The following is a 25,803-nucleotide window of genomic DNA, read 5'->3' as shown; positions in this document are numbered from 1 at the left end:
ACCCCGCAAGGGTGGCGGCCTTTTCAGCTTTTCGGGTTCTTTTGCGGAATCGCGTTAACCACCAGGTTGCCGTCCTGGTTACGGGTCAGGTAGACCGGCAGGACCCGCGGCAAGGACTTCACCAGGCCGTTAATCTCCTTGATGTTGTAGATGCCGCCGATGTGGATCGAACCGGTGCTGTTGTCCGCGACCATCAGTGGTTTGTCCAGGTAACGATTGATCAGCGGCAGCGCATCGTTCAGGGCCAGGTCGTCGAGCACCAGTTTGCCCTGGCGCCAGGCCAGCGAACTGTCATTGTCATAAGTCTGGCTGATGCGCGGGCTGAAGTCACCGTGGCGATAACTGGCCTGCATCGCGGGGCCCAGGCGCAAACCGTCGCCGGGCATGTCGTCGTTGCTGCTGACCAGTACCGAACCCTCGATCAGATTGACCTTGACCTGATCTTCATACATCCACACGTTGAATTGGGTGCCGGTCACCCGAATCCGGCCTTCGGCGGCCTTGACCACAAAAGGGTGACGGGTGTCATGGCTGACACTGAAGAAGGCTTCGCCTTTCTTCAGCGTGACTTGCCGCTGATCCTTGTAGTTGCTGTACGTCAGCTCACTGCCCAGGTTCAGCTCCACCTGGCTGCCATCTTTCAAGGTGACCGTGCGAACATTGTCGGTCGCTTCGAAGTGCTGGTACGCGTTCGGTACCCAGCCCAGGTGCCAGCCGCCATAACCCGCCAGCGGCAGCGCCAGGGCGCAGACCGCCGCGGCGATCGCCAGGCGGCGCCACGGATGTTCGGGTTGGGGGCGAACCAGCGGCACGACGGGCTCGGGAGGGGGCAAGTCGCCAGCAACCTCCCAGATCTCCAGCATCGCTTCGTACTCGAAGGCGTGGAGCGGGTGCGCGTCACGCCATTGCTCGAACGCCTGGCGCTCTTGCCCGGTGCAATCATTGGCGTGCAGACGCATGCACCAATGCGCGGCGGCATCGGTGATGGCATCGTATTCGGCTTCCGAGAGCGTGTGTTCGGTCATTGGCTCATCCTGATTTCGTGCATTCTAACCTTTGGGGCAAGCCTGCGAGAACATCAGTCATGGCATTTAACCATCAATGTGTAGTTTTTTTTCAACGCATCGCCTGGGGATAGCCTGTCGTCGACTGGCAGTATCCATAGGGAGGCGTGAAAAAAGATCAAAATAATCATCACAGTGCCATCGCGAGCGATATGCCGCGCAGGTCCGGGGACCTGCGCGTTGTGATGTCAGGATCCGGTTGCGGAGGCCGTTGCGGGCGGCACCGGGTCCAGTTGTCGGCCCATTTCGCAGATCAGGAACGCGAGGGAATCGGCGTTGTGCAAAATGACATCGGTCCTGAAGGTCGCATTTTCCACGTCCAGGAACGCTTCCCGTGCCTGCTCCATGGTATCGCTGCCCGTCAGCTTCAAAACGGCCTTGCCGACGTGATAGGCATCCGGAATCGAGTCCAGGCTGATCCACGTTTGCAGCCCACGGTTCCAGCGTGCAAACAGTTCCTCCTTTGGCGTCTCCATCGACAAGGCCACACGCTGGAAGTCCAGTTGAGACTGTTTCATGGCGATGCCAAAGGCGCTGTTCGGCGCCACCAGATCGCTGAACGGCCGCCTGGCCTCAAGGGACGCAATGTCCAGGGCCTTGGAAAACAAATGGGCGAATTCGTGGATCAGCGTGGCGGCCTGGCTGTGGCCGTCGACGTTGAAAGGTTCAGTCAGGCAGGATTTGTACCAGTCGAGCTGCTGATCGAAAAACCGTTCGGTGAAATGCACGTTGCGCTGTAGATCCTTTTCCAGGACAAACGCGATGAGGTTTTCCTGCGGGTCCCGGTTTGAACCCACGATAAAGCGATGGGAGTTCATCCAGTCTTCATCGGGGTCGACCAGCGCATTGCAGATGGGAAGAATGGCGCTCTTGATTTTGTCGATCAGCGCTGTGTTCACCTGGCTTACACCAAAGAAACGTTTGAGGAAGGTGTCCAGCCGGGTCCCGGGGACTAACTTCCGCAGCTGCGCCATGTTGTGCAAGCTGTTGAACGCGTAGTAACGGGCCATGTCGATGGCCTGCACGATCATTCGGGCTTTTTCGGGATGCCTGGCGCGAATGTCTTCCATGCCCCGGGCTTCGATGTTCAGCACCTCCCTGGCGATATGGGCATGGGCAAGCCGGTTTTGCATGGTCGACATGGCCTTGCCGAAGTGGACCGTATGGATGTCCGGGTCGATCACCAATTGCTTGTCTGGCGCAGTCAGCAATACCGGGCCTGCTTCCTTGCCTTTGATCATTCGCCAGGCTGCCCCGGTTTTTTCCACGGCGTACACCTTGCCGGCGATGGGGGCGTAGGTTTTTTTGCTCGCCGCATCGAGGTAGGTACCGTCAGCGCTGTTTTTCGTCAGGTTCTTGAGTTCGACCGTGGTTTCGAACGGTTGCAGCCGCGTGCGCAGCGGCGCCGTCGAGTCGACCTCGGACCACTTTGGCGCGACGATCGGGGTGGCAACCGGCGGGGCAAGGGTTTCGTGGCTGACTTGGGCTGTTTCAGTCCACCCCTCCAGCGACAACTTGCCCAGCGTGATGAGTTGCACCGCACCGGCAATAAAGTCCTCCAGCGCGACTTTCCAGTGATGGTCCTGCAGCGCTTCAGCCGAGTTGAGCGCGTCCCGGTAAGCGTTCCAGAGAAATTGCAGATAAGCGAGCTTGCCGGGCAACAGACCCAGGACGCGCTGGATACCGGCGCTGAACAGATGTTTGACCGCCTCCCAGTCTGCCTGTCCGACTGCCTGCAACTGGCTGCCGAGCATGTGCGACAGCAGTTTTGTGTTGTCGTGGAACAGGTGGGTGAGCAAGTTGCCGCCAATGGGGTTGGACGCCAGGGTGATCTCGCTCAATTGCCCAGCGGTCGATTTGAACAGGTTGCGAAAGACGGACTGCTCGCTGTCCGGCAGGCGGCGGATCAGCATTTCCTGCAAGAGCCCCGGCGTGTTCAGCGCCGAGACAACGCTGGCCTCGGTGTCGAACTCGATGAAAGGAGAACCGCCAGGGAGGTAAGGGGCATAGAGGATGTGCGGCCCGGTCTTTGCGATGCCGGGGCTCACCAGGTACAGGCCCAGCGCTTTGACGGCGCCGCCGCCGGTGGTCTTGATCAGCTCCAGTGGCCGGGCAATCGCGTGTGCTCCTTGCACGGCCGCGCGGGCAGTGGCGTCCGGCATGTCCAGCACCTGTCGAAGCAAATCGAACGCGCTATGGGATAGCCTTTGCAACAGCTTCAGTTCGTGAGCGTGTTGCAGCAGCTGCCAGGGCAGTTGTTTGACGAAGCGCTGTATCCGGCTTTCGACGTCGGCCGTTGCACCGGACAATTTCTGCTCTACCTGTGTCGCGTAGCTTTGCACGATGTTCAATGACTGCAGCAGTTGGCGGACCGCAGCCTGGTCCAGCCCCTTGGGCAGCGTCTGAGTGGCTGTCGAGGCGACCTGGAATCCGGAACCTTGCGCGACGCTGACATGGTTCAGGGCAAACTCGGTCAAGTTTCGGGCGGGGCCGATCAGGTTGAGGTCGGGGATGATGTCAATATCGTCGGGGTTCAGCTTGCTGTCAGGGAAACGGTTGGCGAGCAGCGTCGTCAACCGTTCATGCACATACGACCTGAGGGGAGTGATCCCGTGCAAGTAGTCTTTGTCCTCCTCGACGCTGTTGCGGTATTGCTCCAGCAGTTCAACGTGCAGCCGCTGATCCTCGAGCGCAGCCATTCCAAGCCAGGTGGGCAGTGACTGCTGCAGGGACATCGCCCGGGCAATCGAGGTGGCTCTTCGCAGGTTGGTGTTGATCCCGTTTGCGGTCAGCGCGCTCAGCGCCTTTTTCTGCTTCGTGTCGTCCAGTTTGAAGCTGCGCACCTGTTCGCAACGAGCCAGAAAATGATCGAAGGACGAGCGTGCGACCAGCTCCAGTACAGGCCCTTCGATCAGTCGCAGCGCACCCAGTGAGTAGCTTTGGTGGAAGAGGTGTTGGCTCGGCGTGAGGTTTTCCAGGAGCGCCAGGCGTTGTTGCGGGTCGAGCAAGCGCCGGTTCAGCTCCTGCCGGGCACGACTCAAGTTGTCAAAGGCCTCCACCCCGTTGGCGGGCGTCCACAGGATCGTCCGGCCGGAGTGGGAGGGGTCGAGTCCGCCACGCTCGGTCAAGAGCAGGCAATGGGCTAGCGGCAGGACATTTCGCAGACCGGAGCACTCAAGGGTCAGTGAGTAGGCATCGGGCCGGAACCCCTTCAGGGAAAGACGGTTACGCCGTTCGCCATGATCCGGGTTGAACACCGTTTCGACAATGCTCCGGTCCGCCTCCCGCAGTGTCGCGCCAAGCCGGCGCAGACTGGCTTCGCCGCGGATGCCGACGGAAAGCGTGTGGGCCAGGCGAGGCAGCAGGTTTATCAGGCTGACCCGCTGCAACGCCAGGGAAGCGAGCGGTTGTGCGGTAAAGTCCGTGTTGATCAACGTTTCGATGTCGCTGAAGCTCTTGACGAACGTTGCCGCCGTGTCGGCCCGTACCATGGCGGGACGCTGGTCGCCGGACAACACCGGCCTGGTGCTCCAGCGTCCGTCGGTTTCCAGCGCCAGCAGGCGCTCGCTGATCATCGAACGGATATCCAGCGCCTTGTCGAACAGCGCATGGATGTCCACGGCACCGTCACTGTGACGAAACACCTGCAGGGTGTAATCCATGTTCTGCAGTTGCTTGGTGACGATGGCGTCGAGGAGCTTGCTGAAGATTGCGCCGGAGATCACTTCTCCGGTCACTTTCGGCCGATTAAAACCAATGAATCGCTGGCGTTCGTCCAGGCTCAGCAGGCCATAGAGCTCATCTTCGTGACCGGCCGCGCTGAACTTGGCGAGCAAGGTATCGCGCAAGTCCTGATAGTTGCTGAGCACCTGCAAACCTTCGGTGGGCGTGTAGAGATACGCATGGCTGGCGCTGATCATCAGTGAACCGGCCAGCTCCACGTTATTGGCCGGGTACTCCCACAGGCGCGGGGTTTCGATCGTCATTGATGCGTTTGCCCGGCTCGCCGTCGAGATCAACGCGTGCAAGTCCCGGCTTTGCTCCGGGGTGATGATTGCGGCTTCGCGCTTGAGCAGCAGTTGCACTCGCCACTGATCGGCGATGGCCCGGCCGAAGAACTCGCGGCGCGATACGCCATCGGCGCTCGCCGCGTTCCAGTACTGTTCGAGCTGCCCGACCAGCAAGTGGACCAGCTTGCGCGAGACTGTCGTAACCGCAGTTTCCCAGTGGCTCTGGTCAGCTTTTGCCGGGGACTGTTTCGAATGGGAAAATTCATGGGTCTGCCCGGATGGCCAACGCTGATGGCGATAGTGCAGGAGCACGGCGTCACTCAGCGACAGGCAATTGATCCAGCGTCGCATCGGCCGGCTTGCATCATCGTTGCCTTCAGTCGCAGCCAGGTGGAAATTCACCTGGGTCTGACGCTGATCCACGCCGGGAAACGCCCCTGCCAGTTGTTCGGCCAGCAATGCATCGAGCAGCGACGTCAGGGACGGTAGCGTTTTCAGTTCATCGAGCAAGGCTTGGTCGTTGAGCTGCTGATTGTGGGAGAGGGTGTTGCGCTGGTCTTCGAACACGTCACCTTCGATGGATTGAAAGTCCAGTTCGATTGTGCTGGCATCCGCCACGGCCTTGCGTTGTGACAACGCCATGAAGGCCAGCAGATTGTCGTCTTCGTCGGCCGCTTTGAGTTGCTTCACCAGCTGTTCGGTCATGGCCGATCGGTCAGTGAACTTCTGTATCCCGGCGTACGGAGTGTAGAGAATCACGCCGTTGTCATCCGGCGTCGCAGTCAGCAAAAAGCTGCCGGCCAGTGGCAAAGGTTCCAGGCCCGGAATTTTCAGCACGATGGTTTTCGCCAACATGGGCGGTGTCTGCTTATCGCGCAGTGCCTGGCTGGCCAATTCGATATGGCTGAACCATTGGAAATCCTTTTGCGTCAGCCCGTGGGTTTTGCCAAGTTCACCCCAGAGGCCGGGTAACGTCAGTGCCTCGGGGAAAAACAGCGGAATTACTGGAGTAGACATCGTCGAGTCTCGTTCAAGGTGCCATTCAAATGCGCCTGTGGATTGAGCTTCGAGCCTAAAAGCCGGTGGGTTGACGCAGGTGGTAAATAGTTAACACACGGGGCGGGGGCATTCGTGGCACGGAAAAACGCGATCGACCCTGAGCGAAAGGTTGACAGGTCGCTCGCCGCGCGTTGTTAATCGGCGGGTCTTTGTACGCTGTTGTTCCCTCCAATAATTAGTCTGGAGCTTCAGATGTCTGCGCCAAGCGATCACGCGTCTACTGCGGTCTCGTCACACCTGTCACTCCAAGCGCTGAGCGCTTTGCTGGAGAAGATTTTTCTGCGTCACGGCACGTCGGGCGACGTTGCCAGGGTGCTGGCTCAAAACTGCGCCGGTGCCGAGCGCGATGGCGCCCACAGTCACGGGGTATTCCGGATTCCTGGTTATGTTTCGACGCTGCAAAGCGGCTGGGTCAATGGCCAGGCCGTTCCGGTGGTTGAAGATGTGGCTTCAGGGTTTGTGCGGGTCGATGCCAATAACGGTTTTGCGCAACCGGCCCTGGCGGCGGCGCGCGAGCTGCTGGTGCAGAAGGCCCGTAGTGCCGGCATTGCGGTGCTGGCGATCCGTAACTCGCACCACTTCGCGGCCTTGTGGCCGGATGTCGAACCCTTCGCTGATGAAGGCCTTGTCGCAGTGAGTGTGGTCAACAGCATGACCTGCGTGGTGCCCCATGGCGCCGACCGGCCGCTGTTCGGCACCAACCCGATTGCCTTCGCTGCGCCGCGGGCCGATGGCGGACCGATTGTCTTCGACCTGGCCACCAGTGCCATTGCCCATGGCGATGTGCAAATTGCTGCACGCGAGGGCGAGCGTTTGCCGGCAGGGATGGGCGTGGACAGTCTTGGCCAGCCGACCACCGACCCGAAAGCGATTCTTGAAGGCGGCGCGTTGCTGCCTTTTGGCGGGCACAAGGGTTCGGCGTTGTCGATGATGGTCGAGTTGCTCGCAGCGGCACTGACCGGCGGCAATTTTTCCTTCGAATTCGACTGGAAGAACCACCCTGGTGCCAAGACACCCTGGACGGGTCAATTGATTATCGTGATCGACCCGAGCAAAGCGGCTGGGCAAAGTTTTGCCGAACGCAGCCAGGAATTGGTGCGGCAAATGCACGGTGTCGGCCTGAAGCGTTTGCCGGGTGACCGGCGTCATCATCAGCGCGCCAAGTCGCAGGTCAATGGCATTGAACTGGATGCCCGGACGCTGGCGAACCTGCGGGAGCTGGCGGGGGAGTGAATGCCTGATTAACGCACCCTCTGTGGGAGCGGGCTTGCTCGCGAATGCGGTGTGTCAACAAAGTTGATGCCGACTGACACGACGCTTTCGCGAGCAAGCCCGCTCCCACAGGGGTTCTGTGTTTGCCAGTACTTAGCGCCGGCCCAGCAACAACCCCACCACCAGGCCAAACCCGGCGGAAATCGCCACGGTTTGCCATGGATGCCCGCCGATATAGGTTTCAGTGGCCTCGACCGCGGGCAAGGTGCGGTCGCGCACGCTGGTCACCGAATCCCTGGCTTGCTGGAGTTTCAGGGCGATTTGCCCGCGAAGGGTCTCCGCTTCCTCCCCGACCAGTGAAGCGCTGCTTTTCAGCAGTTTTTCCGACTCTTCGATCAGCGTTTGAAGTTCGCTGAAGGCTTGATCCTTGATTTGATCTTCGGCGGCTTGCGCGGCGGTTTTGCGGGCCATTGAGGTACTCCTTGCAGGTAAGTGGACAGTGAACAATGGAGTCTGCCGTCGTCGGAAAAGTTGCAGCTATTTTGCCCGGGGAGGCCATCTTGCTGAAAAACCGGCGCAGGAAATTTCGTCCTACAGTGTAAGATGTCGCCTATTTTACGCAGCAGGAACTTCCCATGAGCTTCAATCTGGCCGACAAACCCCTCGCCGAGCGCGCTGCGCTGGAAGACGAGAAATCCCGTCTGTTCGAACTCTGGCAAAACAACCTGGGCAAAGCCAAGGGTGAGGCCGCGCGGTTGTTCGGCGAACGGGCCAAGCGCAAAGGCAAGTGGGCGGAATGGGTTCGCGCCGAACTGGACGGCATGTCGCCGCCGGAATTCGCCAACATGGTGCGCAGTGAAGTCAATCGCCTGATGGCGGCCAACAAGTAACCCCGGTGGTCACGGGAAACTCGCGACAATCGCTTCACGCACTTTCAACACTACCGGATCGAGCTGGTTACTGGTGCGCCAGCCCAGCTCGATCGGGTAACGCGGCAACGTCAGGGGGCAGGGCAGCAACGCCAGTCCGCTGAGCGTTGCGATGCTTTGCGCCGCATGGGCCGGAATGGTCGCCACGGCCTGGCTGCCCTTGAGCAGGTGCGGCAATGCGGCAAAGTGCGTGGTCGAAGCGCATACCCGCCGACTCAACCCCAGCGCCGCCAATCCCTCATCGGTAATGCCGATAAAACCGCCGGACGACACCAGAATGTGTTCGCGGGCCACAAACTCCTCAAGACTGATGCTCTGCTGGCCCTCGACCAGGCTCGCCGGGTCCACCAGACACAGGTATCCGCCTTCCCCCAGCACCTGGCGGCTGAGCAGCCGCTCGGCGAATCCGCCCGCGGCAATCGCCAGGTCGATGCTGCGTTCCGTCAATGCCTGGGCGACGATCTGGCTGTGGGTCTGGCGGAAAATCAGGCGCAATTTCGGCGCGCTGCGGGCGATTTCTTCGATCAGCCGCCGGCCGTAGGCAATTTCGAAATCATCCGACATTCCCACGGTGACCGAGCGACCTTCGTACTGCTGCGCAGCCGGATCGACCATCGCCAGGCTCTGCCGGCATTTGTTCAGGGCATCGCTGACCACCGGCTTGAGCTGGTTGGCCTTGAGCGAGGGCGCCAGGCCACGCCCGGTGCGCACGAACAACTGATCGCCATACACCTGGCGCAGTCGACGCAAGGCCGCGCTGACGGCCGATTGTGTGACCCCAAGGCGCAAGGCGGCGCGGCTGGCGCTGGACTCTTCGTGCAGGGCCTCGAAGACTTTGAGCAGATTGAGATCGACGTCGGTGATATTCATATGGCTCATATCATTCAGCAGTGAATGGGGCTTTATTGATGATCACGTGGCACTAGAGAATGAGCAACACCTGATGCGAACGGAGTTTTCGAGATGCCCAAGTCAATCGTTGCCGCCCTGCAGATCGGCGCCTTGCCTGGTGGCAAGGCCGACACCCTGGAACAGATCCTGTCCTATGAAAACGCGATCATCGAATCCGGCGCCGCGCTGGTGGTGATGCCCGAAGCGCTGCTCGGCGGGTATCCAAAAGGCGAGGGCTTTGGCACGCAGTTGGGCTATCGCCTGCCGGAAGGACGCGAAGCCTTTGCCCGCTATTTTGCCAATGCCATTGACGTGCCCGGCGCGGAAACCGACGCGCTGGCGGCGCTGTCCGCACGCACCGGTGCCAATCTGGTGATCGGCGTGATCGAGCGCGCCGGCAGCACCTTGTACTGCACCGCGCTGTACTTCGATCCCCAGGCCGGGCTGCTGGCCAAACACCGCAAGCTGATGCCTACGGGCACCGAACGGCTGATCTGGGGCAAGGGCGATGGCTCGACCTTGCCGGTGATCGACAGCCAGGTCGGACGCATTGGTGCGGTGGTGTGCTGGGAAAACATGATGCCGCTGCTGCGCACGGCGATGTACGCCAAAGGCGTGGAGGTGTGGTGCGCGCCGACCGTGGACGAACGGGAGATGTGGCAGGTCAGCATGCGCCATATCGCCCATGAGGGGCGCTGTTTCGTGGTCAGCGCCTGTCAGGTCCAGGCATCGCCCCAGGCCCTGGGCCTGGGCATCGCCAACTGGCCGGCGGATCGACTGCTGATCGCCGGCGGCAGCGTGATTGTCGGCCCCATGGGCGACATTCTCGCCGGACCGTTGCGCGACAGCGCCGGCCTGCTCACCGCGCAAATCGACACTGACGACCTGGTGCGCGCCCGCTACGACTTTGACGTGGTCGGTCACTACGCTCGCCCGGACGTGTTCGAGCTGACCGTGGACGAGCGCGCTAGACCGGGGGTGCGCTTCACTTCCTGATGCCTGGGGGCTTTGGCCAAACCAGTCAGGCAACTTGATAACTTTGACCATTGCCCGGTACCCCGCGCAGAGCGAGTATTTCCCTGTTGATTACGGTTCCCCCAACCTAATAAGAAACACAGAGGGATTCTGGCAATGCGCGATTACTTGTCTGCTACTTCTCAGTTCAATTACCAGCAAACCGTCGATGCCGCACTGGCAGGTCACCTGACGGCCCTCAACGCCTGTATCGAATGCTGCGACCGGCATGCCTTGCCAGGCCGCATCGCGCTGTTCTGGGAAGGGCGCGACGGCAGCAGTGCGGCCTACACCTTCACCGAATTGCAGGACAAGGCCGCGCGCTTTGCCAACTTCCTGCTGGCCCAGGGCGTGAAGAAAGGCGACAAGGTCGCCGGCCTGTTGCCACGCAATATCGAATTGCTGATAACCGTGTTCGCCACCTGGCGCATTGGCGCCGTGTATCAACCGCTGTTCACCGCGTTCGGTCCCAAAGCCATCGAGCACCGTCTGAGCTGCTCTGGCGCGAAAGTGGTGGTGACCGATGCGGTGAACCGGCCGAAACTTGCCGAAGTCGCCGATTGCCCGACCACGGTGACCGTCACCGGTCCCAAAGGGCAGGGCCTGGTTCGTGGCGATTTCAGTTTCTGGGCCGAGCTGGCCAATTTTTCCGCCGACTGCGAACCGGTGCTGCTGAGCGGGGAAGATCCGTTCCTGCTGATGTTCACCTCGGGCACCACTGGCCCGTCGAAAGCACTGTCGGTGCCGCTCAAGGCCATCGTTGCGTTCCAGAGCTACACCCGCGACGCGGTGGATCTGCGCCCGGAAGACGCGTTCTGGAACGTCGCCGATCCGGGTTGGGCCTACGGCATTTACTTCGGTGTCACCGGGCCGATGGCCATGGGGCATCCGATCACCTTCTACGATGGCCCGTTTACCCTCGAAAGCACCTGCCGGGTGATCAACAAGTACGGGATTACCAACCTCACCGGTTCGCCGACGGCCTACCGTTTGCTGATTGCCGGCGGCGACGAGTTCGCCAGGTCGATCAAGGGCAAGTTGCGTATCGTCAGCAGCGCCGGCGAGCCGCTGAACCCGGAAGTGATCCGCTGGTTCGCCGATAACCTCGACGTGGTCATCCACGACCACTACGGCCAGACCGAACTGGGCATGGTGCTGTGCAACCATCACGGCCTTGAGCACCCGATCCACATGGGCGCCGCCGGCTTTGCCTCGCCGGGCCACCGTATCGTGGTACTGGACGACGAATACAAGGAGCTGGGTGTCGGCCAGCCGGGCATTCTGGCCATCGACCGCAGCCAATCGCCGATGTGCTGGTTCGCCGGCTACGAAGGCGGGCCGACCAAGGCCTTTGTCGGCAACTATTACCTGAGTGGCGACACCGTCGAGTGGAACCCGGACGGCAGCATCAGCTTCGTCGGGCGCAGCGACGACGTGATCACTACCTCCGGCTACCGGGTCGGTCCGTTCGACGTGGAAAGTGCACTGATCGAGCACCCGGCGGTGGTCGAGGCCGCCGTGGTTGGCAAGCCTGATCCGGAGCGCACCGAACTGGTCAAGGCCTTCGTCGTGCTCAGCCCGCGGTACCGCGCCGCCCCCGAGTTGGCCGAAGAACTGCGACAGCACGTGCGCAAGCGCCTGGCGGCGCATTCCTACCCCCGCGAAATCGAATTTGTCAGCGAATTGCCGAAAACCCCAAGCGGCAAATTGCAGCGCTTTATCTTGCGCAACCAGGAAATCGCCAAGGCTCAAGAGGCCGCGGCGAAGAACGTTCCAGCTTGAATCCAGGGAAACAATGATGCAGATCGAGAACAAGATTTTTATCGTCACCGGCGGCGCTTCAGGCCTCGGTGCAGCTACCGCCGAGGTGCTGGTTGCCGCTGGCGCGAAAGTGATGCTGGTGGACATGAACGCCGAAGCCGTTGCAGCCCAGGCCGAGCGCCTGGGCGCGCACAGCGTGGTGGCGGACATCAGCAACGAAGCGGCGGCCGAAGCCGCCGTGCAGGCGACGGTCAAGGCCTTTGGCGGCCTCAATGGCCTGGTCAACTGCGCCGGCATCGTGCGTGGCGAGAAGATTATCGGCAAGAACGGTCCGCACGCGCTGACCAGTTTCAGCCAGGTGATCAACGTCAACCTGATTGGCAGCTTCAACATGCTGCGCCTTGCGGCAGCGGCGATTGCCGAGACCGAAGCGGATGCCGATGGCGAGCGCGGGGTGATCATCAACACCGCGTCAGCTGCGGCATACGACGGTCAGATCGGTCAGGCGGCCTACTCGGCGTCCAAAGGCGCCATCGTCAGCCTGACGTTGCCGGCGGCTCGCGAACTGGCGCGCTTCGGCATCCGCGTGATGACCATCGCCCCGGGCATTTTCGAAACACCGATGATGGCCGGCATGACCCAGGAAGTCCGCGATTCCCTGGCCGCTGGCGTGCCATTTCCGCCGCGCCTTGGCAAACCCGCCGAGTACGCCGGGCTGGTCAGGCATATCATTGAAAACAGCATGCTCAATGGCGAGGTGATCCGTCTCGACGGTGCCTTGCGCATGGCCGCCAAATAAGGAGGATTTGTCATGACAATGTCCAACGATCCGATTGTTATCGTCAGTGCCGTCCGTACCCCGATGGGTGGTTTCCAGGGCGATCTGAAAAGCCTGACCGCGCCGCAACTCGGCGCTGCTGCGATCAAGGCCGCGGTTGAACGCGCCGGGGTCGCCAGTGACTCCGTCGACGAAGTGCTGTTCGGCTGTGTACTGCCGGCGGGCCTGGGCCAGGCGCCTGCACGCCAGGCGGCGCTGGGTGCCGGGCTGGATAAATCGACTCGCTGCACCACCCTGAACAAGATGTGCGGTTCGGGCATGGAAGCGACGATCCTGGCCCACGACATGCTGCTCGCTGGCAGCGCCGATGTGGTCATCGCCGGTGGCATGGAAAGCATGACCAACGCGCCTTACCTGCTGGATCGCGCTCGTAGCGGCTATCGCATGGGCCATGGCCGGGTGCAGGACTCGATGTTCCTGGACGGCCTCGAAGACGCCTACGACAAGGGGCGCTTGATGGGCACCTTTGCCGAGGACTGCGCCGAAACCCATGGTTTCAGTCGCGAAGCCCAGGATGCCTTTGCCATCGCCTCGACCACCCGCGCGCAACAGGCGATCAAGGACGGCAGTTTCAAGGCAGAAATCGTTCCGCTGACCGTGACGGTGGGCAAAGAACAGGTCGTGATCAGCAATGACGAACAGCCGCCAAAAGCCAAGCTGGACAAGATCGCTTCGTTGAAGCCGGCATTCCGCGACGGCGGTACGGTGACGGCGGCCAACTCCAGTTCGATCTCAGACGGTGCCGCCGCGCTGGTGCTGATGCGCCAGTCGCAGGCACAGAAACAAGGCTTGAAGCCGTTGGCGGTGATTCATGGCCACGCTGCGTTCGCCGACACCCCGGGCCTGTTCCCGGTGGCGCCGATCGGCGCGATCAAGAAACTGGTGAAGAAGACCGGTTGGTCGCTGGACCAGGTCGACCTGTTTGAAATCAACGAAGCGTTTGCGGTAGTCAGCCTGGTGGCGATGACGCAGCTGGAAATCCCTCACGAAAAACTCAACGTGCACGGCGGCGCTTGCGCCCTCGGTCACCCGATCGGGGCGTCCGGTGCGCGGATTCTCGTGACGCTGCTCTCGGCCCTGCGCCAGAAAGGCCTGAAACGCGGCGTTGCGGCGATTTGTATCGGCGGCGGTGAAGCGACGGCCATGGCCGTGGAATGTCTCTACTGACTACGCAATCCCTTGTAGGAGCGAGCCTGCTCGCGATGGGCGTTAACGATGACGCGGGGCGCCTGGATGAACGCGGTGCCCTGACGTTCTTCGCGAGCAAGCTCGCTCCTACAGGGGGCAATTAAATTTTAAGGATTCACCATGATCCCCAATGACGACCAACAACAGATCCGCGACATGGCCCGGGACTTTGCCCAGGAACGGCTGAAGCCGTTTGCCGCCGAATGGGATCGCGAGCACCGTTTTCCCAAGGAAGCCATCGGCGAGATGGCCGGGCTGGGCTTCTTCGGCATGCTGGTGCCGGAGCAGTGGGGCGGATGCGACACCGGTTACCTGGCCTATGCCATGGCCCTGGAAGAAATCGCCGCTGGCGATGGCGCCTGCTCGACCATCATGAGCGTGCATAACTCCGTGGGCTGTGTGCCGATCCTCAACTACGGCAATGACGACCAGAAAGAGCGCTTCCTCAAGCCTTTGGCCAGCGGTGCGATGCTCGGCGCCTTTGCGCTGACCGAGCCCCAGGCCGGTTCCGACGCCAGCGGCCTGAAAACCCGTGCGCGCCTGGAAGGTGATCACTACGTACTCAATGGCTGCAAGCAATTCATCACTTCCGGGCAGAACGCCGGGGTGGTGATCGTGTTTGCGGTGACCGATCCGAACGCCGGCAAGCGTGGCATCAGCGCGTTCATCGTGCCCACCGACTCGCCGGGCTACAAAGTCGCCCGGGTCGAAGACAAGCTCGGTCAGCATGCATCCGACACCTGCCAGATCCTTTTCGAAGACGTGAAGGTCCCGGTGGCGAACCGCCTGGGTGAAGAGGGCGAAGGCTACAAAATTGCCCTGGCCAACCTTGAAGGCGGCCGCGTCGGCATCGCTTCGCAATCGGTGGGCATGGCCCGCGCCGCCTTCGAAGCGGCTCGCGACTATGCGCGGGAACGCGAAAGCTTCGGCAAACCTATCATCGAACATCAGGCCGTAGCCTTCCGCCTGGCGGACATGGCGACCCAGATCGCCGTGGCGCGGCAAATGGTGCACTACGCTGCCGCCCTGCGTGACAGTGGCCAGCCGGCCCTGGTCGAGGCCTCGATGGCCAAACTGTTCGCCTCGGAAATGGCCGAGAAGGTATGCTCCTCGGCGCTGCAAACCCTCGGTGGCTACGGTTATCTCAACGACTTCCCGCTGGAGCGCATCTACCGCGACGTGCGGGTCTGCCAGATCTACGAAGGCACCAGCGATATTCAGCGCATGGTCATTTCGCGCAATCTATAAGAAGGAGTCCCCTGTGAGCTATGAAACGATTTTGCTGGAAACCCACGGCCGCGTTGGCCTGATCACCCTCAACCGTCCGCAGGCGCTGAACGCGTTGAACGCGCAGATCGTCAGCGAACTGAACCAGGCCCTTGATGGTTTCGAGGCAGACTCCAACATTGGTTGCATCGTCCTGACCGGTTCGAAAAAAGCCTTCGCCGCCGGTGCCGACATCAAGGAAATGGCCGAGCTGACCTATCCGCAGATCTACATCGACGATCTGTTCAGCGACAGCGATCGCGTGGCCAATCGCCGCAAGCCGATCATCGCGGCGGTCAACGGTTTTGCCCTGGGTGGCGGCTGTGAGCTGGCGTTGATGTGCGACTTCATCCTGGCTGGCGACAATGCGAAGTTCGGCCAGCCGGAAATCAACCTCGGCGTGTTGCCGGGCATGGGCGGTACCCAGCGCCTGACCCGTGCCGTGGGCAAGGCCAAGGCCATGGAAATGTGCCTGAGCGGGCGTTTGATCGATGCCGTGGAAGCGGAGCGTTGCGGCATCGTGGCGCGTATCGTGCCGAGCGATGAACTGCTGGATGAAGCGCTGAAAGTCGCGGCGCTGATCGCCAAGAAGTCGCTGCCGATCGCGATGATGGTCAAGGAAAGCGTCAACCGTGCCTTTGAAGTGAGCCTGGCTGAAGGCGTGCGCTTTGAGCGCCGGGTGTTCCATGCGGCGTTTGCGACGCAGGATCAGAAGGAAGGGATGGCGGCGTTCATTGCCAAGCGGGAAGCCGAGTTCCAAGGTAAGTAAAATGGCGGTCTGACTGACGCCTTCGCGAGCAAGCCCGCTCCCACAAGGGACCTCATAGACGCTGAGATCCAATGTGGGAGCGGGCTTGCTCGCGAAGCTTTTGAGCTTTTAAACCAGATAGTTCTTCAGTTCGCGGGCAATCACCATCCGCTGAATCTCACTCGACCCTTCGTAGATCTGCGTGATCCGCGCATCCCGGTAGTACTTCTCCACCGGATAGTCTTCCAGGTAGCCGTAGCCGCCATGAATCTGAATGGCCGACGAGCAGACCTTTTCCGCCATTTCCGATGCAAACAGCTTGGCTTGTGAGGCCTCCGACAGGCAGGGTTTGCCCGCCGTGCGCAGGCGCGCGGCGTGCAGGATCAGCAACCGTGCGGCGTTCAACTGCATGTGCATGTCGGCCAGCAGGTTGGCGATGCTCTGGTGTTCATTGATCGTCTTGCCAAATTGCACCCGATCACGGGAGTAGGCCAACGCCGCTTCGAACGCCGCGCGGGCGATGCCCAGCGCCTGGGCGGCGATGCCGATGCGACCGCCTTCGAGGTTGGACAGGGCGATGGCCAGGCCCTTGCCGCGCTCACCCAGCAGGTTGGCTTCGGGGATGGTGCAGTTGTTCAGGGTGACGGCGCAGGTATCGGAAGCGCGGATGCCCATCTTGTGTTCGGTGCGATCGACGATAAAACCAGCGGTGTCGGTCGGTACCAGGAACGCTGAGATGCCACGCTTGCCCAGGTCCGGATCGGTCACGGCAAACACGATCGCCAGCTTGGCCCGCTTGCCGTTGCTGACGAATTGCTTGGCGCCGTTGATCACCCACTGGCCGTCGCGCAGTTCGGCGCGCGTGCGCAGGTTGTGCGCCTCGGAACCGGCCTGGGGTTCGGTCAGGCAGAAGCAGCCGATGGCCTGGCCGCTGGCCAGGTCCGCCAGCCAGGTCTGTTTCTGTTCTTCGCTGCCGTAGTTGAGCACCGGCCCGCAACCCACTGAGTTGTGGATGCTCATGAAGGCGCCGGTAGCGCCGTCGCCGGCGGAGATTTCTTCCACGGCCAGGGCGTAGGCCACGTAGTCGACATAGGTGCCGCCCCATTCTTCGGGGACCACCATGCCGAGCAGGCCCAGCTCACCCATCTTCGCCACCAGGCCGTCGTCGATCCAGCCGGCCTTTTCCCAGGCCTGGGCATGGGGCGCGATTTCGCCACGGGCAAAATCCCGGGCCATGTCGCGGATCATGACTTGCTCTTCGCTCAATTCGATATCGTGCATGGCTCAGCTCTCGCTCCGGTCAAACCCGCTGAAGAAGCTCGCCACGTGTTCGGCGTCAAGCGCCTCGAGGGTAGGCGGGTTCCAGCGTGGTGTTTTGTCTTTGTCGATCAGCAAGGCGCGCACGCCTTCGATCAGGTCGCCGCGTTCGAACCACTGGCGGTCCAGATGCAGCTCCAGGGCGAAGCATTGCTCAAGCGGCAGCTCGCGTCCGCGACGGAGCATTTCCAGGGTTACGGCCATGGCCAGCGGCGAGCGGGTTTGCAGCAGGTCGGCGGTGCTGACGGCCCACGCATGGCTGTCGGCGACCGTAACCTGACGCAGTTGCTCCACAATACTCGGCACATCGGGTTGGGCGAAGAAGTGGTCGATAGCCGGGCGCAAAGTCGCCAGTGGCGCGTCGGGCAGTTGCTGCACGGCGAATTTCGCCAGCAGGCCTTGCAGGTCCTTGAGCGGCGTGTCGTGCCATTCGAGCTGGTCGAGATGTTCGTCCAGCGTCCCCAGTTTGTCGCTTTCCAGGTACCAGTCGGCCAAGCCGCAATACAGAGCATCGGCGGCGCGAATCTGTACGCCGCTGACGCCGAGGTAAATCCCCAGTTCACCGGGGATGCGCGGCAGGAAGTAACTGCCGCCGACGTCCGGGAAGTAGCCGATGCCGACTTCCGGCATGGCCAGGCGGCTTTTCTCGGTAACCACGCGCAGGTCCGCGCCCTGCACCAGGCCCATGCCGCCGCCGAGGACAAAACCGTCCATCAGGGCCAGCACCGGTTTGCGGTAATGGTGGATCGCGAGATCGAGGGCGTATTCCTCGACGAAGAAATCTTCGTGCAAGGTGTCGCCGCTTTTGAAGCTGTCATGCAGCGAGCGAATGTCGCCGCCGGCGCAGAAGGCTTTTTCCCCGGCGCCACGCAGGACTACGGCATGCACTTGCGAATCCTGAGCCCAGGCATCGAGCTGGCGGTGCAGGTTGCGCACCATGTCGAGGGTGAGGGCATTGAGACCGGCGGGGCGGTTGAGGGTCAGATGACCAATGTGGTTGCGCACTTCGGCCAGCACTTCGTTTTGCATGGCATCCATGGACTGAGTCCCCGGAGAAAACACCTGAGCAGTCATCACTAACTCCCTGCTTTTATTGTTCTTTATCGAGATGCTCGCGCGCGAGCGGTGAGGGATCGTATCAGTGCAAATTTGCCTTGTACAACCGGGATAAGTGCAGGTTATCTGTGCATTTTTGCATGTACGTGTCCGATACTGTTACAGCGTAGACCAAGACGATTTCAGGCAAACGCCGCGAGCAGGTCCTCTTCGAAGGCCTTCTGCGCATCACCGGCCACCTGCGCCCGGTGCCGGGCCAGGTGAAACGCGACATCGAAACTCATGTCGCTGCGCCGCACGGAGCGGAGCAAGCCTTGGTTTTCCCAGGTGCGGGCAAAGTGGTTGGGCAGATAACCGACATGTTTGCCGGACAGGATGAAGGCGAGGGTGCCTTCGACCTGTTCCGAACGGGCCGAACACAGCTTTCCCTGAAAGGGCTCGTCACTGCGCAGAAAACGGTAGGGGTGGTCGACCCGGTCGCAGGCCTGCAGAGCCTGATCGTCCGGGGACCTGTTGTTGAACAGCGGATGGCCGGGGGCGCAATACAGATGCTGGGTTTCAATGAACAGTTCACGGTAGTCGAACGCGCTTTGCACTTGTGAGAAATAGCCGATGGCCAGGTCCAGCCGCTGTTGCAGCAGCAAGCGTTCCATTTCACCGGGCATGGCGCTGATCAGTTCGATACGCACGGACTCGTCCCGCTCACGAAAGCGCCGGATCGCCTCGGCCACCCGTTGCAGCACCGATTGATCGAGGGCTTCGGACAGCCCCAGACGTACCTCGCCGATCAAACGCCCGGCCACGCCGTTGGATTGATGGCGGAAGGCTTCGATGGATTGGAACAGGGTGCGCGTGGCGTTGAGCAGTTGTTCGCCCTTGGCGGTGATCTTGAATCCGCCCTTTCCGCGACTGCACAAGCGATAGCCCAGACGGGTTTCCAGTTTGGCCATTTGCTGGCTGATGCTCGACTGGCTCAAGCCCAGTTCGCCCTGGGCGGCGCTGAAACCGCCGCACTCCACCACGCTGACAAACAGACGCAGCAATTGCAGATCCAGATCGTGGAGTTGGCCGAGCATCAAACATTACTCCGTCATAAAGTCAGGATAATTAACTTGGTATTTTACCAATGTATCCGACGACGCATCCTGCAACCACTTCCTCTGGTCAGGTGTTCGTCATGGCTCCCATGTTCAAGCTGTGTTTACCCGCGCTGTTGTTCGCCGTCGCCGTTTCGGCCCAGGCCGAAGACAAGGTGGTCAATCTGTACAGTTGGGCCGATTACGTCGCCCCCGAAACCCTGCAACGGTTCGAGCAGGAAACCGGCATCCATGTGCGCTACGACACCTTTGATGCGCCGGAGGTACTCGAAACCAAGCTGCTCACCGGGGGCAGTGGGTACGATGTGGTTGTCCCGTCGTCCAGTGTCCTGGCTCGCGGCCTGGCGGCAGGTGCGCTCAAGGCCATTCCTCATGAAGGCCTGAAGGGCTACGCCAATCTTGATCCCGACCTGCTGGAGAAAATGGCCGCGGTCGACCCCGGTAATCGTTATGGCGTGCCCTATACCTGGGGCACTCTGGGGCTTGGGATGAATGTCGAGGCGGTGCGTAAACGCTTGCCGAATGTACCGCTCAACAGCCTGGACCTGCTGTTCAAGCCCGAATACGCCAGCAAGCTGAAGGACTGTGGCATCGCGGTCATTGACTCACCGCAGGAGGTAATCGGCCTGGCATTGCATTATCTGGGCAAGGATCCGTACAGCACCGACAAGCAAGATCTCGATGCGGCTCAAGCGTTATTGCATCAATTGCAGCCTTCAGTGCTTTATGTCGCCAGTGGGCGGCAGATCAACGATCTGGCCAATGGCAGCCTCTGCCTTGCATTGACTTACAACGGTGACGCCAGCATGGCGGCCGATCAGGCGCGCAAGGCCAACAAACCCTATGAAATCGCCTACCGGATTCCCAGGGAAGGCACCATCGTGTGGCAAGACAATCTGGCGATCCCCAAGGACGCGCCACACCCCGAGGCCGCCCGCCAGTTCATCGAATTCATGCTGCGCCCCGAGTCCGTTGCGGCGCTGACCAACACGCTGTTTTTTGCCACCGCCAACCAGGCTGCCACGCCGCTGGTGGATGAAGCCGTGCGCACCGACCCGGACATTTACCCGCCCGCCGAGGTACGTGGCCGGCTGTACGCCGACCGCAGCATGAGCCTCAAGGACATGCGCCAGCGCACCCGCTTGTGGACCACTTTCCGTAGCCGCCAATAACTAGAAATGAAGGAGCCTCAAATGGACGTCCCTGTGCAGAACGATCAAGCCCTTACCCGTGACAGCCTTTACGGCACGGCCGCCGAAAGTACCTACGGCGGCATCACCAGCTTCATGCGTCGGCGCTACAGCCGCGACTTGCGCGGGGTCGACGTGGCCGTCAGCGGCGTGCCGTTCGATACGGCAACCAGCAATCGTCCCGGTGCGCGTTTCGGGCCACGGGGCATTCGTGCGGCGTCCACCGGCATTGCCTGGGAGCGGCATTGGCCATGGACCTTCGACCCATTCGACCATCTGGCGGTGATTGATTACGGCGATTGCGACTTTGATTTCGGCTCGCCGCAATCGACGCCCGAGATGATTGAGGCCCACGCCGAGCACATCCTCAATGCCGGTACGGCGATGCTGACCTTTGGTGGCGACCACTTCATCACCTATCCGTTGCTCAAGGCCCATGCGCGCAAGCACGGTGCGTTGTCGCTGATTCACTTCGACGCCCACAGCGACACCTGGCCGGACGAAGAGGGCAAGCGCATCGACCACGGCACCATGTTCTGGCACGCGGCCAAGGAAGGGCTGGTCGACCCGTCGCGGTCGGTGCAAATCGGTTTGCGCACCACCAATGACGATCACCAGGGCTTTCAAGTACTCGACGCGCGGCAAGTGCATCGCCGTGGCTGCGAAGCGATAGTCGAGGCGATTCGCGCACGGGTCGGCGACAACCCGGTGTACCTGACATTCGACATCGACTGCCTCGATCCGGCGTTCGCGCCAGGCACCGGAACACCCGTGTGCGGTGGCTTGAGCACGGTGCAGGCGCTGGAGATTCTCGGTGGTCTGCGCGGGATCAACCTGGTGGGCATGGACGTGGTGGAAGTGGCCCCGGCCTATGACAGCGCAGAGATCACCTCACTGGCGGCGGCGACACTGGCGATGGAAATGCTGTGTCTGTATGCGGCCAAACACAAGGTCGATAAGTAAAACTCGATCGAAATGTGGGAGCGGGCTTGCTCGCGAAGGTGGTGTGTCATTCAACAACAATGTCGACTGACATGACGCTTTCGCGAGCAAGCCCGCACACAGTTTTGATTTGTGTCAGGCCACTGGAACGATTGGCAAGTCGAGGATCTGACCACCGCTGAAGCGTGCGAACGAACCGGAAATGGATTCGTGAGGCACACCTTCGGCCACGTCACTGACGCCATCGAGTCGCGCCAATTGCTCGCGTGTGCGGGAACGCTGTGTCTGTATGCGGCCAAACACAAGGTCGATAAGTAAAACACAACCCCCTGTGGGAGCGGGCTTGCTCGCGAAGGCGGTGTGTCATTCAACAACAATGTCGACTGACATGACGCTTTCGCGAGCAAGCCCGCTCCCACAGTTTTGATTTGCGTCAGGCCACTGGGACGATTGGCAAGTCGAGGATCTGACCACCGCTGAAGCGTGCGATTGATCCACTGATGGATTCGTGCGGCACACCTTTGGCCACGTCACTGACGCCATCCAGTCGCGCCAACTGCTCAGCACTCATCTGCACATCCAGCGCGCCCAATGTGGCGTCCAGCTGTTCACGGGTACGGGAACCGAGGATCGGGATCAGCGCCGTGGTCGAGCGCTTGGCCTTTTCCCGCAGCCAGGCAATGGCCACGTGGGTCGGGCTGACTTCGAGAGCGACGGCGACGTCGATCAAGGTGTCGAGCAGGGCGGTTTCGCGGGCGCTTTTTTCAGCGTGGATCAGCACGCCGAGTTTGTTCGCGCGGTTGTCGCCTTCACTGTTGCGGTATTTGCCGGTCAGGAAGCCGCCACCCAGGGGCGACCATAAGGTCGCGGCCAGGCCCAGGGCTTCGGCCATCGGCAGTTGTTCGCGCTCGGCGGTGCGTTCGGCGAGGCTGTACTCGATCTGGATCGCGGCAATCGGCGCAAAACCACGTACCTCGGCCAAAAGGTCGGCGCGGGCGATGCGCCACGCGGGGAAGTTCGACAGCCCGGCGTAATGAATCTTGCCGGCACTGACCAGATCGTCGAAGCCGCGCAGGATCTCTTCCATGGGCGTCACGCCGTCGCTCATGTGAGCCCAGAACAGGTCTATATGATCAGTCTTCAGCCGTTTCAGGCTTTCTTCGACGGCGCGCACCATGTTCTTGCGGCTGTTGCCAGTGTGGGAAATGCCGTCTGCCGGTGTAGTCCCCAAGGTGTACTTGGTGGCGATGACCAGGCGATCCCGTTCTGCGGCGATGAATTCGCTGAGCATGGCCTCGGACTGCCCGCCCTGATAGCCATTGGCGGTATCGATGAAGTTGCCGCCGGCTTCCAGGTAGCCATCAAAAATGCGCTTGGCTTCGTCACGCTCGGCGCCATGCCCCCAACCGGTGCCGAAATTACCGGCGCCCAACGCCAGTTCGGAAACACGCAAGCCGGTTTTACGACCGAAAACTTTGTAATGCATGGGATGACTCCAGAGAGATGGCGACGGGGTTAATAAATTACTAACAACATCTATTAAATATGATGATAGTAATCTAGCGCGTCAAGGCGCTTTTTCTTGCTGTACAAAAATGCCGATCACCGGTCGCGTTATCCATGCGCAATGGCATACTGCCGCCCATGACTATCGAATCCCCCCTAAGCGCCTGGCAGCACGCCATCGAACAAAAGGGCTTCGTCCAGGACGAGGCCCAGGAACATGCCGTGTGGGCGCTGCAAAAATGCCACGAAGCACTGCACGAAGGCCGCTCGCCAATTTCCGGCGTGTACCTGTGGGGGCCGGTGGGGCGGGGTAAAACCTGGTTGATGGACCAGTTCTACCAAAGCCTGCGCGTACCGGCGCGGCGCCAGCACTTTCACCATTTCATGGGCTGGGTGCACCAGCGCTCGTTTCAACTGACCGGCACCGCCGATCCGCTCAAGGCGTTGGCCCGTGAATTGGCCGAAGAAGTGCGCGTCCTGTGTTTCGACGAGCTGTTCGTCAATGACATCGGCGACGCGATCATTCTCGGGCGCCTGTTCCAGGTGATGTTCGAACAGGGCGTGGTGGTGGTCTGCACGTCCAATCTGCCGCCGGACCAGCTGTACGCCGATGGTTTCAATCGCGACCGTTTCCTCCCCGCTATCACGGCGATCAAGCAACATATGCAAGTTATTGCGGTGGATGGCGGGGAAGACCATCGCTTGCACCCGGGCGTCGGTTCGCAGCGCTACTGGGTGGCCGAGCCCGGTGAGCCCGGCGCGCTGGATCAAGTGTTCCAGGGGTTGAGCGTCGGCCAGTCAGTGTCGAGCGAGCCGATCCAGGTCGGTTACCGCTCGCTCGACGTGGTCAAGGCCAGCCCGACAGTGCTCTGGGCCCGCTACGCCGCGCTGTGTGAGCAACCGTTCGCAGCCATGGATTTCATCGCCCTGTGCGATACCTACAGCGCTATTCTGTTGAGTGATGTCCCCAACCTCAGTGCGCAGAAGCGCGCCGGGCGCATTGCCCGTGGCACCGAAGACGGCATCGAGCGGGTGGAGGCGGGGGATCGCGAATTGCCGCAGTTGTCGGTGCATGACGACGGTGTGCGACGCTTCATTGCCCTGGTGGATGAGTGCTATGACCGCAAGGTGCCGCTGTACCTTGAAGCGCAAGTGCCAATGGCGTCGCTGTACACCGAGGGTTACCTGGAGTTCCCGTTCCGTCGCACCCTCAGTCGATTGCAGGAAATGCAGTTGCAACGGTTTGCCGAAGTTTGATCGGGATTCGATCGGGAGCAGCGAACATGAATCAGCCCTTGTCCCACCATTTGCTGACCATGGCCTACCAGAACGCCTGGGCCAATCACCGATTGGCCAAGGCCTGGAGACAATTGACCGCGCAGGAACTGAGCGCACCCCGGGTCAGTTTTTTCCCCGGCATCCGCGTCACCCTCAACCACATCCTCACCTGCGACTGGTTTTATGTGGATGCACTGGAGCGCGAAATGCGCGGCGACGATCCGCATCCCAATTACCAGGTCTTTTTCAAGGAAGACGAACCCTGCTTGCTCGCGATCGACCTCGTTAGCGAGCAGGCCCAGGTCGACCGTCGGTTGATCGCCTATTGCGAGCAACTGCGCGATGCCAGTCTCGGCAAAATCGTCACCATCGCCCGCGACACGCCGCAGTACGACAGCCGTTTGCGCCTTCTGTCCCACTTGTTCGAACACCAGATCCATCATCGCGGCCAGGTTCACGCCATGCTCAGCGGCACTTCGGTCAAGCCACCGCAACTCGACGAGTTTTTCTGCGCCGGTGAATCGCACTTGCGGGCCGAGGATTTTGCCGAACTGGGATGGACGGAAGCCCTGATCTGGGGCGCTTGAGCGCCAAGCAATTGTGCGGTTGCGATTGTCGACACCACGGTGCTCGCGCTATGGTCGGCGGGCACTTCAGCGTGACATGCATGCTGGGGGCTACTTCATGTGTGATCGAGGATGGAAATGGACTCCGCAGAAATTCTTGTGCTTCAGGCCAGTTACACCAATCCGGTGCATGCCGAGGCTATTTGTCTGGTGTTGAACCACTACGCCGAGGACCCGATGGGAGGCGGGCAGTCGTTGCCGGCCGCTGTACTGGAGCAACTTCCGGCAGAGCTTGCCCGGCGTCCCCACGCCTTCAGTGTGCTGGCCTTTGTCGGCGGCGAACCGGCCGGGCTGGTCAATTGCTTCGAGGGATTTTCCACTTTTGCCTGCCGGCCGTTGGTCAATGTGCACGACGTGTCGGTGGTGAAAAAATTTCGCGGCCTGGGTTTGAGCCAGAAGATGCTGCAAAAGGTCGAGGACATCGCCCGTCAGCGCGGTTGCTGCAAGCTCACCCTGGAAGTGCTGGAAGGCAACGCCGTGGCGCAGGGCTCCTATGAAAAAGCCGGTTTCGCCGCCGGCATGTTCGACCCGGTCCATGGGCGAATGCTGTTTTGGACCAAGAGCCTCTAGCTCGACAGGACCTTTGGAGGTCACTTCATTTCCAGCGTGTTGTAGGAGCTGGCTTGCCAGCGATGGTCGTTAACGATAACGCGTGTGAACCGGATAAACTCGGCGCACGTGAGTCCATCGCCAGCAAGCCGGCTCCTACAGTTTGGCGTTCACATCATTTTGACTCGGACGCGGGCCTTGTAGGAGCTGGCTTGCCAGTGATGGTCGTTAACGATAACGCGTGTGGACTGGATAAACTCGG

Annotated in this window: 21 protein-coding genes and 1 pseudogene; 13 read left to right on the top strand and 9 right to left on the bottom strand. The window is 61.0% G+C overall.

The annotated features are described in order from the left end of the window. Positions 1–23: 23 nt before the first annotated feature. Positions 24–1,025: a FecR family protein gene (locus QMK54_RS16740; RefSeq protein WP_320400911.1), complete on the bottom strand. Its 1,002-nt coding sequence runs from the start codon at positions 1,023–1,025 to the stop codon at positions 24–26. A 227-nt stretch (positions 1,026–1,252) separates the two neighbouring features. Beyond that, positions 1,253–6,091, bottom strand: a complete 4,839-nt coding sequence (locus QMK54_RS16735) for a dermonecrotic toxin domain-containing protein (RefSeq protein ID WP_320400910.1) — start codon at positions 6,089–6,091, stop codon at positions 1,253–1,255. A 234-nt stretch (positions 6,092–6,325) separates the two neighbouring features. On the opposite strand from QMK54_RS16735, the gene QMK54_RS16730 reads away from it, so the two are divergent. Next, the gene (locus QMK54_RS16730) at positions 6,326–7,366 is read left to right on the top strand and encodes an Ldh family oxidoreductase (protein WP_320400909.1); all 1,041 of its coding nucleotides are present in this window, start codon (positions 6,326–6,328) and stop codon (positions 7,364–7,366) included. A gap of 132 nt (positions 7,367–7,498) precedes the next feature. Here the strand turns inward: QMK54_RS16730 and QMK54_RS16725 are convergent, their stop codons facing one another. Continuing rightward, positions 7,499–7,816, bottom strand: a complete 318-nt coding sequence (locus QMK54_RS16725; RefSeq protein ID WP_110659552.1) for a DUF883 family protein — start codon at positions 7,814–7,816, stop codon at positions 7,499–7,501. 164 nt (positions 7,817–7,980) lie between these two features. On the opposite strand from QMK54_RS16725, the gene QMK54_RS16720 reads away from it, so the two are divergent. Continuing rightward, positions 7,981–8,235, top strand: coding sequence for a hypothetical protein (locus tag QMK54_RS16720; protein ID WP_057400121.1), 255 nt, complete (start codon positions 7,981–7,983; stop codon positions 8,233–8,235). 9 nt (positions 8,236–8,244) lie between these two features. On the opposite strand, the gene QMK54_RS16715 is transcribed toward QMK54_RS16720, so the two are convergent. Next, positions 8,245–9,153 (bottom strand): LysR family transcriptional regulator, encoded by a 909-nt coding sequence (locus QMK54_RS16715; RefSeq protein ID WP_320400908.1) that lies wholly within the window; start codon positions 9,151–9,153, stop codon positions 8,245–8,247. A gap of 84 nt (positions 9,154–9,237) precedes the next feature. Between QMK54_RS16715 and QMK54_RS16710 the strand changes: the two genes are divergently transcribed. From QMK54_RS16710 to QMK54_RS16680, 6 genes are all read left to right on the top strand, one after another. Beyond that, on the top strand, positions 9,238–10,161 hold the full coding sequence (locus QMK54_RS16710) for a carbon-nitrogen hydrolase family protein (protein ID WP_320400907.1): 924 nt from the start codon (positions 9,238–9,240) through the stop codon (positions 10,159–10,161). A gap of 135 nt (positions 10,162–10,296) precedes the next feature. Next, entirely contained in the window at positions 10,297–11,961 is a 1,665-nt protein-coding gene (locus QMK54_RS16705; RefSeq protein ID WP_320400906.1) for an AMP-binding protein, read from the top strand. Positions 11,962–11,977: 16 nt separating this feature from the next. After that, the gene (locus QMK54_RS16700) at positions 11,978–12,739 is read left to right on the top strand and encodes an SDR family NAD(P)-dependent oxidoreductase (RefSeq protein ID WP_223592368.1); all 762 of its coding nucleotides are present in this window, start codon (positions 11,978–11,980) and stop codon (positions 12,737–12,739) included. Between the two features lie 12 nt (positions 12,740–12,751). Beyond that, on the top strand, positions 12,752–13,945 hold the full coding sequence (locus QMK54_RS16695) for an acetyl-CoA C-acyltransferase (RefSeq protein WP_223592366.1): 1,194 nt from the start codon (positions 12,752–12,754) through the stop codon (positions 13,943–13,945). Positions 13,946–14,086: 141 nt separating this feature from the next. Continuing rightward, positions 14,087–15,214 (top strand): acyl-CoA dehydrogenase, encoded by a 1,128-nt coding sequence (locus QMK54_RS16685; protein WP_223592364.1) that lies wholly within the window; start codon positions 14,087–14,089, stop codon positions 15,212–15,214. 13 nt (positions 15,215–15,227) lie between these two features. After that, positions 15,228–16,001: an enoyl-CoA hydratase gene (locus tag QMK54_RS16680; RefSeq protein WP_008023124.1), complete on the top strand. Its 774-nt coding sequence runs from the start codon at positions 15,228–15,230 to the stop codon at positions 15,999–16,001. A gap of 108 nt (positions 16,002–16,109) precedes the next feature. On the opposite strand, the gene QMK54_RS16675 is transcribed toward QMK54_RS16680, so the two are convergent. From QMK54_RS16675 to QMK54_RS16665, 3 genes are all read right to left on the bottom strand, one after another. After that, entirely contained in the window at positions 16,110–17,261 is a 1,152-nt protein-coding gene (locus QMK54_RS16675; protein ID WP_223592362.1) for an acyl-CoA dehydrogenase family protein, read from the bottom strand. Between the two features lie 3 nt (positions 17,262–17,264). Then, complete coding sequence (locus QMK54_RS16670) at positions 17,265–18,371, bottom strand: enoyl-CoA hydratase/isomerase family protein (protein ID WP_320400905.1); 1,107 nt, start codon at positions 18,369–18,371, stop codon at positions 17,265–17,267. Positions 18,372–18,535: 164 nt separating this feature from the next. Next, positions 18,536–19,429 carry a LysR family transcriptional regulator gene (locus tag QMK54_RS16665; RefSeq protein ID WP_110662080.1) on the bottom strand — a complete coding sequence of 298 codons (894 nt, stop codon included), beginning with the start codon at positions 19,427–19,429 and terminating at the stop codon, positions 18,536–18,538. Between the two features lie 101 nt (positions 19,430–19,530). Between QMK54_RS16665 and QMK54_RS16660 the strand changes: the two genes are divergently transcribed. Further along, positions 19,531–20,622, top strand: coding sequence for a polyamine ABC transporter substrate-binding protein (locus QMK54_RS16660; protein ID WP_110662079.1), 1,092 nt, complete (start codon positions 19,531–19,533; stop codon positions 20,620–20,622). 21 nt (positions 20,623–20,643) lie between these two features. Next, on the top strand, positions 20,644–21,603 hold the full coding sequence (speB, locus tag QMK54_RS16655; protein ID WP_320400904.1) for an agmatinase: 960 nt from the start codon (positions 20,644–20,646) through the stop codon (positions 21,601–21,603). Between the two features lie 114 nt (positions 21,604–21,717). Here the strand turns inward: speB and QMK54_RS16650 are convergent. Both QMK54_RS16650 and QMK54_RS16640 read right to left on the bottom strand, forming a co-directional pair. Next, a pseudogene (locus tag QMK54_RS16650) lies at positions 21,718–21,843 on the bottom strand (aldo/keto reductase); the annotation flags it as partial. 172 nt (positions 21,844–22,015) lie between these two features. Next, positions 22,016–23,068, bottom strand: a complete 1,053-nt coding sequence (locus QMK54_RS16640) for an aldo/keto reductase (protein ID WP_320400903.1) — start codon at positions 23,066–23,068, stop codon at positions 22,016–22,018. Between the two features lie 158 nt (positions 23,069–23,226). On the opposite strand from QMK54_RS16640, the gene zapE reads away from it, so the two are divergent. From zapE to QMK54_RS16625, 3 genes are all read left to right on the top strand, one after another. Beyond that, positions 23,227–24,345, top strand: a complete 1,119-nt coding sequence (zapE, locus tag QMK54_RS16635) for a cell division protein ZapE (RefSeq protein WP_320400902.1) — start codon at positions 23,227–23,229, stop codon at positions 24,343–24,345. Positions 24,346–24,371: 26 nt separating this feature from the next. Next, entirely contained in the window at positions 24,372–24,953 is a 582-nt protein-coding gene (locus tag QMK54_RS16630; RefSeq protein ID WP_110661075.1) for a DinB family protein, read from the top strand. A 117-nt stretch (positions 24,954–25,070) separates the two neighbouring features. Continuing rightward, a complete protein-coding gene (locus QMK54_RS16625; protein WP_320400901.1) occupies positions 25,071–25,562 on the top strand; it encodes a GNAT family N-acetyltransferase in 492 nt (163 codons plus the stop codon). Positions 25,563–25,803 lie beyond the last annotated feature (241 nt).

Source organism: Pseudomonas sp. P5_109 (assembly GCF_034009455.1).
Lineage (GTDB): Bacteria > Pseudomonadota > Gammaproteobacteria > Pseudomonadales > Pseudomonadaceae > Aquipseudomonas.
The sequence above is the reverse complement of the archived record's forward strand: the minus strand, read 5'-3'. Positions and strand labels throughout refer to the sequence as shown.